This is a genomic window from Nitrincola tapanii, from assembly GCF_008368715.1.
Lineage (GTDB): Bacteria > Pseudomonadota > Gammaproteobacteria > Pseudomonadales > Balneatricaceae > Nitrincola > Nitrincola tapanii.
In genome coordinates this window covers 14,136-27,980 of record NZ_SMRS01000006.1, presented here as the reverse complement: position 1 = coordinate 27,980, position 13,845 = coordinate 14,136, and the positions used below count along the sequence as shown (strand labels likewise).

Sequence of the window (13,845 nt, the reverse complement as noted above, 5' to 3'; positions counted from 1 at the left end):
GGTGTGGTGGGCTTTTTGAGTGCGGGCATCGCATTATTTCGGTGCGACATGGTTTTGATTGCGCTAAAAGTGTGCGAAATAGGGGTGTTTCCACCCCTCCGGCTTAAACTGTTAAATACTGCTTGATGAGTTGCTCATCTAACTGGGCCATTTCCCCTTCGGCGACCTTACGGCCACGATCCAGCAAACAGAAACGATCACCCACCTTGCGAGCGAAGGGTAGCTTTTGTTCGACCAGCAGTACCGTGAGCCCCATCTCGCGATTCAGACGACGAATAATATCGCCGATCTCTTGAACCACGTTGGGTTGAATGCCTTCCGTAGGCTCATCCAGAATCAACAACTTAGGATTCACCACCAGGGCGCGGCCAATGGCTAACTGTTGCTGCTGACCGCCAGAGAGATCGCCGCCTCGACGATTCATCATCTGCGCCAACACGGGGAAGAGATCAAAGATATACTCAGGAATCTTGCGCTGACCCCGTGGCAGCACGGGTAAGCCAATTTGCAGGTTTTCTTCCACCGTCATCAGCGGAAAGATCTGACGCCCTTGTGGCACATAGCCGATGCCTAGGCGCGGTCGTTGCTCGACTGAAACCTTGACCAGATCCTGCCCACCCTGAAGTAGAATCTGTCCTGAGCGCACTTTTTGATGGCCCATGATGCATTGTAGAAGGGTGGTTTTACCGACCCCATTGCGACCCATCAAAACGGTACACTGACCTTCTTGAATCTCCAGGTCGAGATCCCACAGCGTATGGCTTTCTCCGTAAAATTGATTGAGTCCTTGAATACTGATCATGCTTATTCTCCGAGATAGACTTCAATCACTTTGCGGTTGTTTTGCACCTGATCCATGCTGCCTTCGGCGAGTACGCTGCCTTGATGCAAGACTGTCACGGTGCGATCTTTGCCCGCCAGTTGGCGGACAAAATCCATATCATGCTCCACGACCACCACGGAGTGTTGACCGGAAAGTGAGATCAACAGCTCCGCTGTACGATCCATTTCCTGATGAGTCATTCCGGCCACGGGTTCATCGACCAGGAGTAAACGTGGCCGCTGCATCAGCAGCATACCAATCTCCAGCCACTGTTTTTGACCATGAGATAGACTGCCTGCCCCCAGCTGTTGCTGTTCGACCAGACCGATCAGGCTGAGCACTTCATCAATACGATCCTGCTGTTCACCGCTAATGCGCGCTTTTAACAGACTGAAAACACTGCGCTCATCCGGCATCGACAAGACCAAATTGTCACGCACGGAGAGGAACTCAAACACGGTCGGTTTTTGGAACTTACGTCCAATACCGGCTTGTGCAATCGCCGGTTCATCCATCTCCAGGAGGTTAATGGTTTGGCCGAACCAGGCAGAACCGCTATCGGGTTTGGTTTTGCCGGTAATGATGTCCATCATCGTAGTTTTACCGGCACCATTTGGCCCGATAATGCAGCGCAGCTCGCCATCTCCGATATACAGGTTGAGGTTATTGATCGCTTTAAAGCCATCAAAACTCACCGATAGACCTTCGAGGTAGAGCAGGATCTGTTTATCTACATTCAGTGCAGGCGAGGCTTGCGTCTGCATAAACGAGAAGACGGTATTTTTATCGCGCACTTCGTGCAACAAAGAGGGGCGGCTCATGCATTAGCCTCCTTACGACGGAAGAGACCGGCAATGCCTTTGGGTAAAAATAAGGTCACCAGAACAAAAATCGCCCCCAGGGCAAAGAGCCAAACATCCGGCAGTTCCGTGGTGAACCAGGTTTTGGCGTAGTTGATAAACAACGCACCGGCGACCGCACCATACAGGGTGGCGCGTCCACCCACAGCGACCCAGACAACGATCTCAATCGAGTTTAACGGCGAAAATTCATTCGGATTGATGATGCCCACCTGAGGCACATAAAGTGCTCCGGCAACACCGGCAATCATGGCTGACAGGGTAAAGATCCAAAGCTTAACGTTTTCTACACGATAACCGAGGAAGCGAGCACGCGATTCGGCATCACGTACTGCCACACAGACTTTCCCCAAACGGCTCTGAATCACAGCACGGCTGATTAAATAACCGATGGCCAGAGCCACTGCTGAAGCAACAAAGAGACCAACCTTGGTTTCCCGTGCTTGCAGGCTGAAGCCAAGAATGTCTTTAAAATCGGTTAAGCCATTGTTGCCGCCAAATCCCATTTCATTGCGGAAAAAAGCCAGCATCAAAGCAAAGGTCAGTGCTTGGGTGATAATCGACAGATACACACCGGAGACACGTGAGCGGAAGGCCAGGGCACCAAACACAAACGCCAGCACACCCGGAACCAGCATGATCATAATGGCAGCGAACCAGAACTGATCCATGCCCATCCAATACCAGGGCAGGCTATCCCAGTTGAGGAATACCATAAAGTCCGGCAGCTCAGGATGGCCGTAGACCCCCCGATCTCCGATCTGACGCATTAAATACATGCCCATAACATAACCGCCTAGGGCAAAAAATGCGCCGTGACCCAGTGTTAGGATGCCGAGATAACCCCAGACCAGATCGACCGAGAGGGCTAATAAGGCCAGAGTCAGATATTTCCCCAGCAGCGCGACAGTATAGGTCGGCAGATGCAGGGCATGATCTGCAGGTAGGGCATTTAACATGGGGACCAGCAGGATCGCGATCGCCAGCAGCGCCAGGAGAATCTGGCCGCCGCGATCATCTTTAATTAACTTCCATAACAGCATGGCTTAACCCTCAGCAGCACGACCGCGCTGCGGAAAGAGTCCGCGCGGTTTTTTCTGAATGAAGAGAATGATGAATACCAGCACCAGGATTTTTGCCAGTACGGCACCGGCCCAGGGTTCCATGATCTTGTTCGCGACGCCCAGCGTCATACCGGCGACCAGAGTGCCCCAGATATTGCCCACACCCCCAAAGACCACGACCATAAACGAATCAATGATATAGGCTTGGCCGAGGTTCGGGCCGACGTTGGTGATCTGTGACAGTGCCACCCCGGCGATACCGGCGACACCCGAACCCAGTCCAAAGGTCATCATATCTACACGTTCTGAGCGCACGCCCATGGCACGTGCCATAGCACGGTTTTGGGAGACCGCACGCACCTGCAAACCCAGAGCCGTGCGCTTCAGGATCAACAGTAGAGCAAAGAACACCAATAAACAGAAAAGGATGATGTACAAACGATTCAGCGTGATGGCAAAAACCGGATTAAATTCCAGCATGCCGCTCATCCAAGAGGGGGTTTCCACCGTTTTGTTTAAAGGTGAGAAAATAGAACGTACGGCTTGCTGCAAGATCAAGCTGATACCAAAGGTGGCCAGCAGCGTTTCAAGCGGTCGGCCATAGAGGAAACGAATCACACCGCGCTCGATCGCAATGCCGACTAAACCCGACACCACAAAAGCGGCTGGAATGGCGACCAGAACGGAAAGTCCGATGTGATTTGGCATGAGTTGTTGAATCACAAAGGTGGTGTAGGCACCGATCATGATCAACTCGCCATGCGCCATGTTGATCACACCCATCACCCCAAAGGTAATGGCTAAACCTATCGCGGCCAGCACCAGAACTGAACCGAGGCTCAGTCCAAAATATACGGTTTCCAAACCCTTATAAAAACGGATGCTTTGCTCGATGCTGATCAGTGCTTTGTCAGCCTGAGCGACCAGTGCCGTGTTTTCGGCAGTTTGACTGAATTGCACTAGGGCATTACGTGCTCGTGGCTCTAGAGAATCCCCTAGCGTTTCGATGGCATCCCGCATGGCGGCTTCATCACCGCCCAGCGTCAGGGTTTCGATGGCGAGAGCTACGGCCATCAGATCGCGGACACGGTTTGAGTCTTCACGGGTATAGGCTTGGCGGATCAGAGCGATGGAATCGGCATCGGGATCCGACATAAGCTGACGCACAGCTTTTAAACGCGTCCGGCTGGAGTCGGCATTTAAGCCTGTTTCCGCCATCACACGGCGAATTTGTGTGCGTTGAGCGTTATTGATGGCGACACGGCGGAAATCACGTGGGCGCTCAACGATCACCTCGGCATCGGTCAGCAAACTGCGTGCAGTTTGACCGGCACTGACGCTGACCGCTTCGATGATGTAAAGATGATTATCCTGGCGATTAATATAGAGGTTGCCATCTAACAGAAGGGCAAAGAAATCAAAAGCCATAGGGTGCTGGCTGCTGGCTAAAAGCTCGACGGCACGATTGCGATCCTGAGGCGCCGAAGACAGAAGTAGGGTTTCGACTTCACTGAGTACCGGATCGTCTTCCGCTGCTTGGGCAGCAAAAGGCAAGGCCAGGAGTAAAAGGAGTGCCAGCAGGGAGAAAAATGAGTAAGTCCGGCGTTTTAGCATAGGACAGTTTCCTAAAGAGAGAGCAAACAAGTCGCAGGGAAACATCCGGCTTGAGGTGCCGGATGTTTCCTGATCCGATCCTTAGATCAGAAGTTTTGGCCAGAGCAGGTTTTGGTTACTACGTTGTAGTTACCGCAGGCCAGAGGCTTACGCCAGTCGGAAATGATGTCTTTGGAACCTTCCAAATAATCCGACCAGGCATCACCCACAACCGTGCTGGGCGTGCGCCATACGGTTTCAAACTGACCATCCGCCTGAATTTCACCGATGAGTACAGGTTTAGTGATGTGATGGTTAGGCATCATTGCCGCATAGCCACCGGTCAGGTTGGGGACGGTGACACCGATAATCGCTTCCTGAACGGCGCTTGGATCGGTGGTGCCGGCTTTTTTCACTGCTTCAACCCACATGTTAAAGCCGATGTAATGGGCTTCCATCGGGTCATTAGTGACACGGTTGCTGTCACCGGTGAAGGCGTGCCATTGATCAATGAAATCATCATTGGCATCCGTCTCGACGCTCATGAAGTAGTTCCAGGCCGCTAGGTGGCCGACCAGTGGCGCGGTATCAATACCGGACAACTCTTCTTCACCTACAGAGAAGGCAATGACGGGGATATCTTCAGCCGACACACCCTGAGCACCCAGTTCGCGGTAGAAAGGAACGTTGGCATCACCGTTGATGGTGGAGACTACGGCGGTCTTCTTACCAGCGGAACCAAAACGACGGACATCAGAGACGATGGTCTGCCAGTCGGAATGACCAAAAGGCGTGTAGTTGATCATGATGTCCGCTTCAGCTACCCCTTTAGATTTGAGGTAGGCTTCGAGAATGCGGTTGGTGGTACGTGGGTAGACATAGTCGGTACCGGCCAGTACCCAGCGCTCCACACCCAGTTCATTCATCAAATAATCGACCGCTGGGATCGCCTGCTGATTCGGGGCGGCGCCTGTGTAAAAGACGTTTTTAGAAGACTCTTCGCCTTCATACTGTACTGGGTAGAAAAGTAAGCCGTTGAGTTCTTCGACCACGGGTAAAACGGATTTACGTGATACAGAAGTCCAGCAACCAAAAATTGAGGCAACCTTGTCGCGCTCTAGCAACTCGCGTGCACGCTCAGCAAATAAAGGCCAGTCTGAAGCCGGATCAACCACTACAGCTTCCAGTTGTTTGCCCAGCAGGCCCCCTTTTTTGTTCTGCTCTTCAATCAGCATCAACATGGTATCTTTCAGGGTAGTTTCACTGATGGCCATGGTGCCGGAAAGAGAGTGCAGAACACCTACTTTAATAGTTTCGGCGGCTTGAGCGGTAATGGCTGCGATAGAGAGAGCGAGGGTGCAGCCGGTCAGAGTCAGAGTTTTTTTCAGCTGTTTCATCGGTCAGGTTCCATTTGGTTGTTAGTGACCTGACTAACGCAGCTTTTATGCCAACTTTTGCAAAGCCGCACCAGCTCGGCAAAGTTTTCCTTTTGGTTAAGTTTTTATCTTCAATATCCCAAAAGGATTATCTCTTTTGTGGTTATTCTTGGTGCAATGCAATAAAAAGCCGCCCCTGTTTGGCGCGAGGGCGGCTTTCGCAGACGAGAGAGGGCTTAGAGAGGGCTTAATGATGCCCTTTTTCAGACAGCCAGCGCTTCATCATGGCAATTTCTTCTTCCTGCGCCGCGATGATCGCTTCAGCTAAGGCGCGGATTTCTGGATCTGAACCGTGCTCTAGCACCACTTGAGCCATGCCTACGGCACCTTCATGGTGAGGAATCATACCCAGAACAAAATCGATATCAGCATCGCCGGTAAACTCAATGTCCATCGCGCTATGCATGGTGTCATTAACAGCTTGATAGGCTGCGACTGAAGCGGGCAGAGTTTTGCTCGGATCAGAGGCGGCATGACCATGATGAGCATGACCGGCGGAGTGGCCACCGGCAAACGCTAAGCTGGAGGCCAGAAGTAGGCTGCTGCCTAAGAGAAGTGCACGCATGAGGAAGCTCCTCGGATAGGGGTTGATTTTGATCGCACTCAAATAGTGCATTCTAGACTAAGAGGTTAAACTGCGGATAAAGTTCATTTTCAGGCTGAGCTGGATAGGTCTGGATCAGTCGGCTAGAGAGATCAACTGTCTAGGGAGATCCATCGTTTAGAGAGAAGTCGTTGAGCCAATTGAGCTGCCAGGGCTGGCCTATTTCAATCTGACGCTGTTGAAACCAGCCCTGATTCACTTCGACAGCATAGTGTGCGGAGTGTTGAGCACAATGAATCTGGCGGCTCCAGGGCGTCATATCAAAATATTCGAGTAGCTGCCACTGCTGATCAAAAAAAGCGATGCTGAGTGCGAGAGGAGTATTGAGCATCCAGAAGCAAGCCGGTTGTTGTGCATCCAGCATAAACAACATGCCGTGATCCTCAGCCAGCTGTGTTCGCCACATTAAACCGCGTGCCTGCTCCTCGGGTGTGAGGGCGACTTCCAGCCAAAGCCGATGCTCACCCTGATGTAATTTGGCTCTGATTTCAGGCTCAGCCTGTAGCGCAGCAGACAGGCTGAGTAAGAGTAGGAGGCAGACAGGAAGTCTATTTTGCTTCAGGTGTCACCTCGGATCTGGGTTCAGCCGCTTGTTGAGCACGTTTGCGTGCTAGTTTCTCGGCGCGACGTTGCTCTGCGGTTCTGACGGCATCACTGCCGAGGTGGGCTTCTCCGCGTTCGCGTGCTAATTCCAGTTGACGCTGGCGCGCGGCATAGCGCTCTTGCTGTTCCGGTGTTTGCCGATCATGGCAATAGGGGCAAGAGATACCGGCATGATAATGCTCATGCTGGCAGTCCGCTGCGGACAAAGGATGGCGGCAACCTGCACAGAGTTGATAATGCCCGGGTTGGAGTTGATGATCGACGGTGACGCGATTATCAAAAACAAAGCACTCACCCTGCCAAAGTGATTCCTGCTCCGGCACCTCTTCCAGATATTTCAGTATGCCGCCATGCAGATGGTAGACCTCGTCAAAGCCCTGCTCTTTTAAATAGGCGGTGCTTTTTTCGCAGCGAATTCCCCCTGTGCAAAACATAGCGACTTTGCGATGCTTCTGCGGATCCAGATGCGTTTTGACGTATTCGGGAAATTCACGAAAGGTTTCGGTTTTAGGATTGATGGCACCCTTAAAGGTGCCGATATCCACTTCGTAATCATTACGCGTGTCGATCAGCAGCACCTCGGGGTCGCTGATTAAGCGGTTCCAGTCTTTAGGCTCGACATAGGTGCCAACTACCCGCTGTGGATCAATGCCCTCGACACCCAGCGTAACGATCTCTTTTTTTAGCTTCACCTTAGTGCGATAGAAGGGCTGTGCCTCTGTAAACGACTCTTTGTAATCGATGCCTTGAAAGCGCGCATCCTGTGCAAACCAATTTTTGAGAGCATCGATGGCGGCACGTGAACCGGCAACGGTGCCATTCACCCCCTCATTCGCCAAGAGCAGCGTGCCACGGATCGCATGGGCTTCCAGCATCTGTTGCAGGGGTTGGCGTAGAGTTTGGAAATCTTCCAAACGTACAAATTTATAGAGTGCACAGACAACAATATTGGACATGCTTTCCCCGAGGGTTAATAACAAGAGTTGAACATCACTAGAGCCTATTTTAACAGCTTCTAGAGACTTTGTGCGGTTCAGGGAGAGGACTGGAAAGAGGGCGCTTTAATCCTCATCCAGCCTGGGCTTTCTATGCGCAGACCTAATACAGACCTAAGCATAGACGTAAGCACAGACCGGATGAGAATTGCAGCAAAGAGACTTTAATGTAAGGTACGGAAAGACTCTAACAGGGCTGGAATACCTGGGAACATACCAATGGCTGCCATCACACTGCAGAGAATGACAAAGACGATCCCAGGAATGATCCAGCGCCCGACATGACCGAGCTGACGGCCACGCTCTTTACACCCGATCAAACCCAGGTTGTCGAGTAAGACCGTTAGCGACCAGCCAAACACTGGATTCACCAGTGCCGAGGAGAAAATCACGATGCCCGCTGATTCGGTAGTTTTCCCTTCACGTGTCATCTGCATGCCGGCTTCCAGCAAAGGCAGGAAAACACCGACCATCAGGGCCACGCTTAACACCGGTGGCCAAATCGCCAGATCCATGGGGTAGCCCCAGAGCGCCGCGACAATACACAGCACACCGGTTAAGACGGCCCCGGCTGGAATCGGGCGTTTAGCAATCGAAGCGGGGATAATGTAGGTACCCCATGAGGACGCGATATTACCGCCTCCGAGTGCGCTCCCGACGACCTGACGTGTTGCGGCTGTGCACATGGTGTCATCGATATTCATCAGCACTTTTTGAGCTTTGGGGGGATAGTTCAGCTGCTGAAAAACTCGATGCCCTAAGAAGTCGGGTGACCACATCGCCACGGCAAGCACAGCAAAGGGTGCCACCGCAATAAAATGATGTAATTCAGGCCAGCCTAGCTGCCAACCTGTGTCTTCACCCCACCAGTAGCTTGGGCTGAGGTTAGGGATACCGGGTTCAGTGCTGAACTCAAAGGGTGCACCAAAGGCAAAAGCAATTACGGCGGCCATACCTGAGCCAAGTGGAATCGCCAACCAGCGCATTTTGATATGCTCAAGATAGGCGTACATGAGAATGGTGCAGAGGATGATGACAAAGGCGAGATAGGCCATATCAAAACCTTCTGCCCAGGCGAAGAGTTTTTTGATCTGCGCCATGATGCCGATAAAACCAAGATACAGCAGTAATCCGCCACAGACACCGTTACTGGTGAGACGTGCTAATAAACTGCCGCCTTTGAGTATCCCCAGTAAAAAGCCTAAGACGCCGATCATAATGCCTAGGGCCATGGGATGGCCTCCGGAGGCAACGATCAATGGAATCAGCGGAATCAGTGGACCATGCGTACCGGCCAGGTTACTGGTGGGGTTGATAAAACCCGAGACCAAAATGACAAAGAGCACGGCGGCAATCAACATCTCAAAGCGCACGTTTTCAACGACAAAGTCATTGGAGAGCCCTAGAGGTGCCGCAAAAGCGGCAACGATGGCCGCCACCATTACGATTTTTCCAATGGTGGCCGCGGTTGCCGGTACAAGATCCTCCGCTTCGAATCGATAGTCACGAAAAGGAAGATTCAGGCGCCAGCGTTTGGGATTCATGATCTTGAGTTCATGCTCAAGATATTCCGCGCGGCTGGCAAACTCGCTGCGCGGTTTGTGCCGACTGCTGTAGGTGCTGTTCTGCTCGGTCATATTGGCTCTTAGATTAATTATAAAAGCCAAGAGCTTAGGTATTACCCTTATATAAATCAATTTGCCCTTAGGCTAATGCAGGGTCTGATGAAGTTGAAGAGATTTTAGTTAGGGTTATTGCTTAGATGATTGGGAAGGGAGTTGGGCGAGGAGTTGAGTGGTTAAGAGGTTGTGCGGCGGAGCATAAAAAACGGGGCTCATTCAAGCCCCGTCCGGTTCAAGCCATCTGCGCCGTATTGAGGAGTCTGCGCAACGCCCCCACCGACTTATTGTTTGCCGATGCGTTCGATCGCTTCTCCGCCGCGCTGTACATCCTTGCCAATCCCTTCAATGGTATTACAGGCAGCTATTAGGCTGAGCACAAGGCTCAGGCCTAAGGTGAATAACAAGCGTTTTGATAAAGTCCTCATCTCATCAGCTCCCATTTAAGTTCGGTCAGTTCAGTTCTAAATCGATCCCCAGCTCGGCCCCAACGGGAGTCGCTTTGAGCCAGAAAGCCGTGTTGCGGTAGAGGTTTGCGGCTTCCTCCATACGTGCTGTGTCGGTATAGTTTTCTTCCATCTCCAGCAGCTGGGTGAAAGGGATCAGAGCACGGTAAAGCTCACCCTTAGCATGTCCATATAACAAGTAGGACGCTTGTGCCGGACGTTTGGTTTCCTCTTCCAGCTGTTTGGCATCACTGATCCCGATACCCAGCGTAATGGCTTTGTCCGTCATGCTGGCAAACAGCGGCGGTGCTCCATAGGGTAAAAGTTCAGGAGACACCTGCTGCACTCCGGAATTCGGGGTTAAACCCAAGCTGGCGACAGGGGGGAGGAAGGCCGCTGCCGCAGCCAAAAGCCCTTGTGCATTATTTGAAGCAAGCGTCACCAGTCCGGTGCCCTCAGGCTCACCTTGATTGCTTAAGCTGAGGCTGTTCAGGCGGAGTTTAAGCCCTTGAATGTTGGGGCCAAGCATCAATGCAATCGGATTGCTCAGTGCCAGGCTCATCTCCTGGACCGAGATGTTGAAATCACTAAAGGCAGCGCAGGTGAAGGGCTGTTGACGAATTTCATTACTGTAGCGCTGGAAGCTTTGCACCAGCGCGGGCAGGTTGAGGCCGACTCCCAGGCTGGCTAAGCCTTGTGTTGCACCTAAGCCGGGTACTGGTGCTGCAATAGCTTGCAGATCTTGGCTGAGTTCAGCATCTGTTGTGATGACCAGATTGGCTTGAATGCGCTGACTTGAGAGTTCGCGCATCCCCAAGGCTAAACCACTGAAACGTTGAGCTAAGCGCTGAGCATCGGCTTCACAGCCTTGCATCGCCAGTTGTGGAGAGCCGAGCTGAGCGAGGAGTTGTTGGCTGCCGGCCTCTTGCGGTGACATCCACTCCTGCAGCAAAGCTTGCGTACGGATTTGGCCGGCACCATAGGGACTAAAACCATGGGTTTTTTCCAACTCTATCAGTCGATTGCTATTTGCCAGGCTGGCACTCGGCAAGCTAATACCCAGAAGTTGTTCTAGGAGGGCATCATCCGCTTCTTGTGGTGCGAGAGTCATCAACAGCTGTTGATTGTGCATAGATAGCAGCAGACGCAGCGGTAAATCATCACCGCTGTGGAAATATTCTTGGCCTTGGAGCTGAGCTTTTTCCAGTGTTAAACCACTTTCCGTCAGTAACGGCAGCAGGAATTGGCTAAAGGCTTCACTGTCATGCAGCTCCACTCGCAACACGGGTAATAAACCTACGCCATAAAATGCGGAGTGCGCATTGGGTTTCAGGCCTAGAGCGTGATACTCCTCAAGTGTATTGGCTTGCACCAGGGCTTCGCTCAAACCCAGAGCCAGGGTGAGCATCGAAATCTCCCAAGGGTCTTGAGCCTGCATCAGTGCCAGGCGCAACTCATCCAGATCGGTTTCAATCTGTTGTCCGCGTAAGCGCAGCATGAGATCTAGAGCTGTTTTCTCATCCAACACGTCGCGGCTGGCAAAATAATAGGGCGAGTGATCCGGAATAAAGCCCAGTAAAGGATGTTGTGTAAGAGAGGCTGAGCCGGTGTCTTGGGCCGCCTTTTGCGCAGTGTCACTCTCGTTGCTGCAACCACTTAACAGGCTGGCCGAAACAAGCGCGGCACTGATCGCAAGCGTCAGTGTTTTTTTCATGGCAAACATCCTTTTATCTGATGAAATTATTGAAACAGAAATTGGCTGATCAGCTCTTTGCCGCCTTCAGTAGCAAAGGACTCCGGATGAAACTGTATACCTTGTAGCGGCCATTCACGATGTAAAACACCCATGATTTCGAACTCGCCGCCACGGCGGATGATTTCGGTTTGATCAAAATGATCACACGCCAAATCACCGACCACCGCCGTAATGCTTAAGCATTCGGGAAAGCTCTCGGCTTCGGCCATTAATGAGTGGTAACGCATTACCTCAAGTTGATCGGGTATACCACGAAACACCCCTTCACCGCGATGGCTGATGGGACTGATTTTGCCATGCATGGGTAGGTGTGCTTTAACGATACGCCCCCCTAAGACATGCACAATACCCTGCATTCCCAAGCAGACACCAAGTATTGGTACAAGCGGCCCAAATTCTCGAATCACCTGGGCGCAGACGCCAAAATACTGTTCATCATCAGGGGAGCCGGGGCCCGGTGAGATGATGATACGATCCGGTTGCAGGGCACGAATTTCATCTAGAGTGATGGCGTTGTTGCGTTTCACCCAAACATTGAACTGCTCTAACTGGCCACGACTCTGGGCACTGGACAGGATTTCACCTATGTATTGATAGAGGTTGTAGGTGAAAGAGTCGTAGTTATCAATAATCAGAACATTCATGCCTTAGGCTCCTCGGCAGAGGTCAGAATAAAGGGTTCCAGCGCTTTGCGGGTGCCGGCAAATTTACGCTGAATCTCTTCATATTCATCGGCAGGGTTGGAATCATAAACATTGCCACCACAGGTTTGTACATACGCGTCTTCACCCTTGGCAAAAACGGTACGAATGGGAATAGCAAAGGTGCAGTCGCCGTTAAACGAAAAATTACCCACCGCTCCACCGTAGGGGCCACGGCCTTCGGATTCTAGCGCATCGATAATTTTCATCGCCTCGATTTTGGGCGCGCCGGTGAGTGTGCCGGCTGGGAAGTTGCTTGCTAGGGCGGAGAACATATCTTCAGATTCAGCAATGATGCCAACGATTTCGCTGGAAATGTGCTGAACATGGCTAAAGCGTTTGATATCCATCAGGCTGCGAACTTTGACTGTGCCAAAGCGAGCGACACGGCCGATATCGTTACGATGCAGATCTACAATCATATTGTGTTCGGCAATCTCTTTGGGATCGTTCAGCAAGCGACGAGCCAAGGCGGTATCTTCTTGGGGGGTGGCACCTCGGCGAGTCGTACCCGCGAGTGGGAAGGTTTCCATTTCGCCCTGACGCAAGCGGAACAACAGCTCGGGGCTGGCCCCGATCAACTTCTGTTCACGGAATTTGAGGTAGTACATCTGTGGTGAAGGATTCACTTCGCGGAGCTGTGCATAGAGCTGCAGAGTATCGCCTTGAATCTTCAGATATTTTTTAAATCCGACTTCACACTGAAAAATCTTGCCCTCGATGATGTCTTGCTTGACCTTCATCACCGCTTCCGCATGCGCTTCCCGCGTCATGGTATCACCGGTGAATTCGATTTTAAGCTCACCCGCTTTGGGTGCGGGTGCGGCCAGCAGCTCATTGACCAGCGCCATACGATTCTCGGTGTAATAGAAGTAGATGATCTCGCCGGTCATTTTGTCGAGAATCAAGCCGTCTTTGTAAAGACCGAAACGGAAGGCATCAAACCAGTCACTGCTTTGTAGGCTTAGGCTGGGCTCAAAGTACATCATGGCATCATAGCCAAGGTAGCCGGTCAGGCCACCGGCATACTTACGTGAAATGATGTCTTGTGGCATCAGGTCACGTAGCAGGTAATAGGGGTTGTCACTCTGAAAATGCTGGCAGCGGCCATCTCGATCTTCAAGGGTCAATTGCTGACCCCGGGCATAGATCAGCTGTTCGGGATCAAAGCCAATGATGGAGTAGCGCGAGAAGTGGCTGTCTTCGCCGAGGGATTCCAGCATAAAACAGACATCAAAATGCTGCTCAATCGTTTGAAAGAGACGGAAAAAATCACAATCTGCGGTGAGCGTGATGTAGTGAGGTTTGCGCGGCAGTTCAATCTTGTTAGGTCGGCTCGACATGG

13 protein-coding genes are annotated in these 13,845 nt (G+C 51.9%); all 13 read right to left on the bottom strand.

Annotated features, from left to right (window positions below; translation table 11 throughout):
* Positions 1 to 103: 103 nt before the first annotated feature.
* The 13 genes from urtE to E1H14_RS08435 all read right to left on the bottom strand — a co-directional run bounded on the left by urtE (position 104) and on the right by E1H14_RS08435 (position 13,843).
* The gene (gene urtE / locus E1H14_RS08495) at positions 104 to 802 is read right to left on the bottom strand and encodes an urea ABC transporter ATP-binding subunit UrtE (protein WP_149391039.1); all 699 of its coding nucleotides are present in this window, start codon (positions 800 to 802) and stop codon (positions 104 to 106) included.
* Between the two features lie 2 nt (positions 803 to 804).
* The gene (urtD, locus tag E1H14_RS08490) at positions 805 to 1,644 is read right to left on the bottom strand and encodes an urea ABC transporter ATP-binding protein UrtD (protein WP_149391038.1); all 840 of its coding nucleotides are present in this window, start codon (positions 1,642 to 1,644) and stop codon (positions 805 to 807) included.
* On the bottom strand, positions 1,641 to 2,726 hold the full coding sequence (gene urtC, locus E1H14_RS08485) for an urea ABC transporter permease subunit UrtC (RefSeq protein WP_149391037.1): 1,086 nt from the start codon (positions 2,724 to 2,726) through the stop codon (positions 1,641 to 1,643). The genes urtD and urtC overlap by 4 nt, the downstream gene beginning before the upstream one ends.
* A 3-nt stretch (positions 2,727 to 2,729) precedes the next feature.
* On the bottom strand, positions 2,730 to 4,361 hold the full coding sequence (gene urtB / locus E1H14_RS08480; RefSeq protein WP_149391036.1) for an urea ABC transporter permease subunit UrtB: 1,632 nt from the start codon (positions 4,359 to 4,361) through the stop codon (positions 2,730 to 2,732).
* Positions 4,362 to 4,447: 86 nt separating this feature from the next.
* Entirely contained in the window at positions 4,448 to 5,737 is a 1,290-nt protein-coding gene (urtA, locus tag E1H14_RS08475; protein ID WP_149391035.1) for an urea ABC transporter substrate-binding protein, read from the bottom strand.
* Positions 5,738 to 5,963: 226 nt separating this feature from the next.
* A complete protein-coding gene (gene copM / locus E1H14_RS08470) occupies positions 5,964 to 6,341 on the bottom strand; it encodes a CopM family metallochaperone (protein ID WP_149391034.1) in 378 nt (125 codons plus the stop codon).
* 139 nt (positions 6,342 to 6,480) lie between these two features.
* Positions 6,481 to 6,828: a DUF192 domain-containing protein gene (locus E1H14_RS08465; protein ID WP_268814363.1), complete on the bottom strand. Its 348-nt coding sequence runs from the start codon at positions 6,826 to 6,828 to the stop codon at positions 6,481 to 6,483.
* Between the two features lie 100 nt (positions 6,829 to 6,928).
* Positions 6,929 to 7,939 (bottom strand): oxygen-dependent tRNA uridine(34) hydroxylase TrhO, encoded by a 1,011-nt coding sequence (trhO, locus tag E1H14_RS08460; protein ID WP_149391032.1) that lies wholly within the window; start codon positions 7,937 to 7,939, stop codon positions 6,929 to 6,931.
* 203 nt (positions 7,940 to 8,142) lie between these two features.
* Positions 8,143 to 9,615 (bottom strand): DUF3360 family protein, encoded by a 1,473-nt coding sequence (locus tag E1H14_RS08455; protein WP_149391031.1) that lies wholly within the window; start codon positions 9,613 to 9,615, stop codon positions 8,143 to 8,145.
* Between the two features lie 266 nt (positions 9,616 to 9,881).
* On the bottom strand, positions 9,882 to 10,025 hold the full coding sequence (locus E1H14_RS08450; protein WP_149391030.1) for an entericidin A/B family lipoprotein: 144 nt from the start codon (positions 10,023 to 10,025) through the stop codon (positions 9,882 to 9,884).
* A 25-nt stretch (positions 10,026 to 10,050) separates the two neighbouring features.
* Positions 10,051 to 11,757 (bottom strand): hypothetical protein, encoded by a 1,707-nt coding sequence (locus tag E1H14_RS08445; protein ID WP_149391029.1) that lies wholly within the window; start codon positions 11,755 to 11,757, stop codon positions 10,051 to 10,053.
* Positions 11,758 to 11,783: 26 nt separating this feature from the next.
* Positions 11,784 to 12,443: an anthranilate synthase component II gene (locus tag E1H14_RS08440; RefSeq protein WP_149391028.1), complete on the bottom strand. Its 660-nt coding sequence runs from the start codon at positions 12,441 to 12,443 to the stop codon at positions 11,784 to 11,786.
* Positions 12,440 to 13,843, bottom strand: coding sequence for an anthranilate synthase component I family protein (locus tag E1H14_RS08435; RefSeq protein WP_149391027.1), 1,404 nt, complete (start codon positions 13,841 to 13,843; stop codon positions 12,440 to 12,442). Before E1H14_RS08435 ends, E1H14_RS08440 begins: the two co-directional genes overlap by 4 nt.
* Positions 13,844 to 13,845 lie beyond the last annotated feature (2 nt).

What these genes read in the sequence shown, in the direction of transcription:
- urtE (WP_149391039.1), bottom strand. Translation starts at nt 802, where the DNA reads ATGATCAGTATTCAAGGACTCAATCAATTTTACGGAGAAAGCCATACG.
- urtD (WP_149391038.1), bottom strand. Translation starts at nt 1,644, where the DNA reads ATGAGCCGCCCCTCTTTGTTGCACGAAGTGCGCGATAAAAATACCGTC.
- urtC (WP_149391037.1), bottom strand. Translation starts at nt 2,726, where the DNA reads ATGCTGTTATGGAAGTTAATTAAAGATGATCGCGGCGGCCAGATTCTC.
- urtB (WP_149391036.1), bottom strand. Translation starts at nt 4,361, where the DNA reads ATGCTAAAACGCCGGACTTACTCATTTTTCTCCCTGCTGGCACTCCTT.
- urtA (WP_149391035.1), bottom strand. Translation starts at nt 5,737, where the DNA reads ATGAAACAGCTGAAAAAAACTCTGACTCTGACCGGCTGCACCCTCGCT.
- copM (WP_149391034.1), bottom strand. Translation starts at nt 6,341, where the DNA reads ATGCGTGCACTTCTCTTAGGCAGCAGCCTACTTCTGGCCTCCAGCTTA.
- trhO (WP_149391032.1), bottom strand. Translation starts at nt 7,939, where the DNA reads ATGTCCAATATTGTTGTCTGTGCACTCTATAAATTTGTACGTTTGGAA.
- E1H14_RS08455 (WP_149391031.1), bottom strand. Translation starts at nt 9,615, where the DNA reads ATGACCGAGCAGAACAGCACCTACAGCAGTCGGCACAAACCGCGCAGC.
- E1H14_RS08450 (WP_149391030.1), bottom strand. Translation starts at nt 10,025, where the DNA reads ATGAGGACTTTATCAAAACGCTTGTTATTCACCTTAGGCCTGAGCCTT.
- E1H14_RS08445 (WP_149391029.1), bottom strand. Translation starts at nt 11,757, where the DNA reads ATGAAAAAAACACTGACGCTTGCGATCAGTGCCGCGCTTGTTTCGGCC.
- E1H14_RS08440 (WP_149391028.1), bottom strand. Translation starts at nt 12,443, where the DNA reads ATGAATGTTCTGATTATTGATAACTACGACTCTTTCACCTACAACCTC.
- E1H14_RS08435 (WP_149391027.1), bottom strand. Translation starts at nt 13,843, where the DNA reads ATGTCGAGCCGACCTAACAAGATTGAACTGCCGCGCAAACCTCACTAC.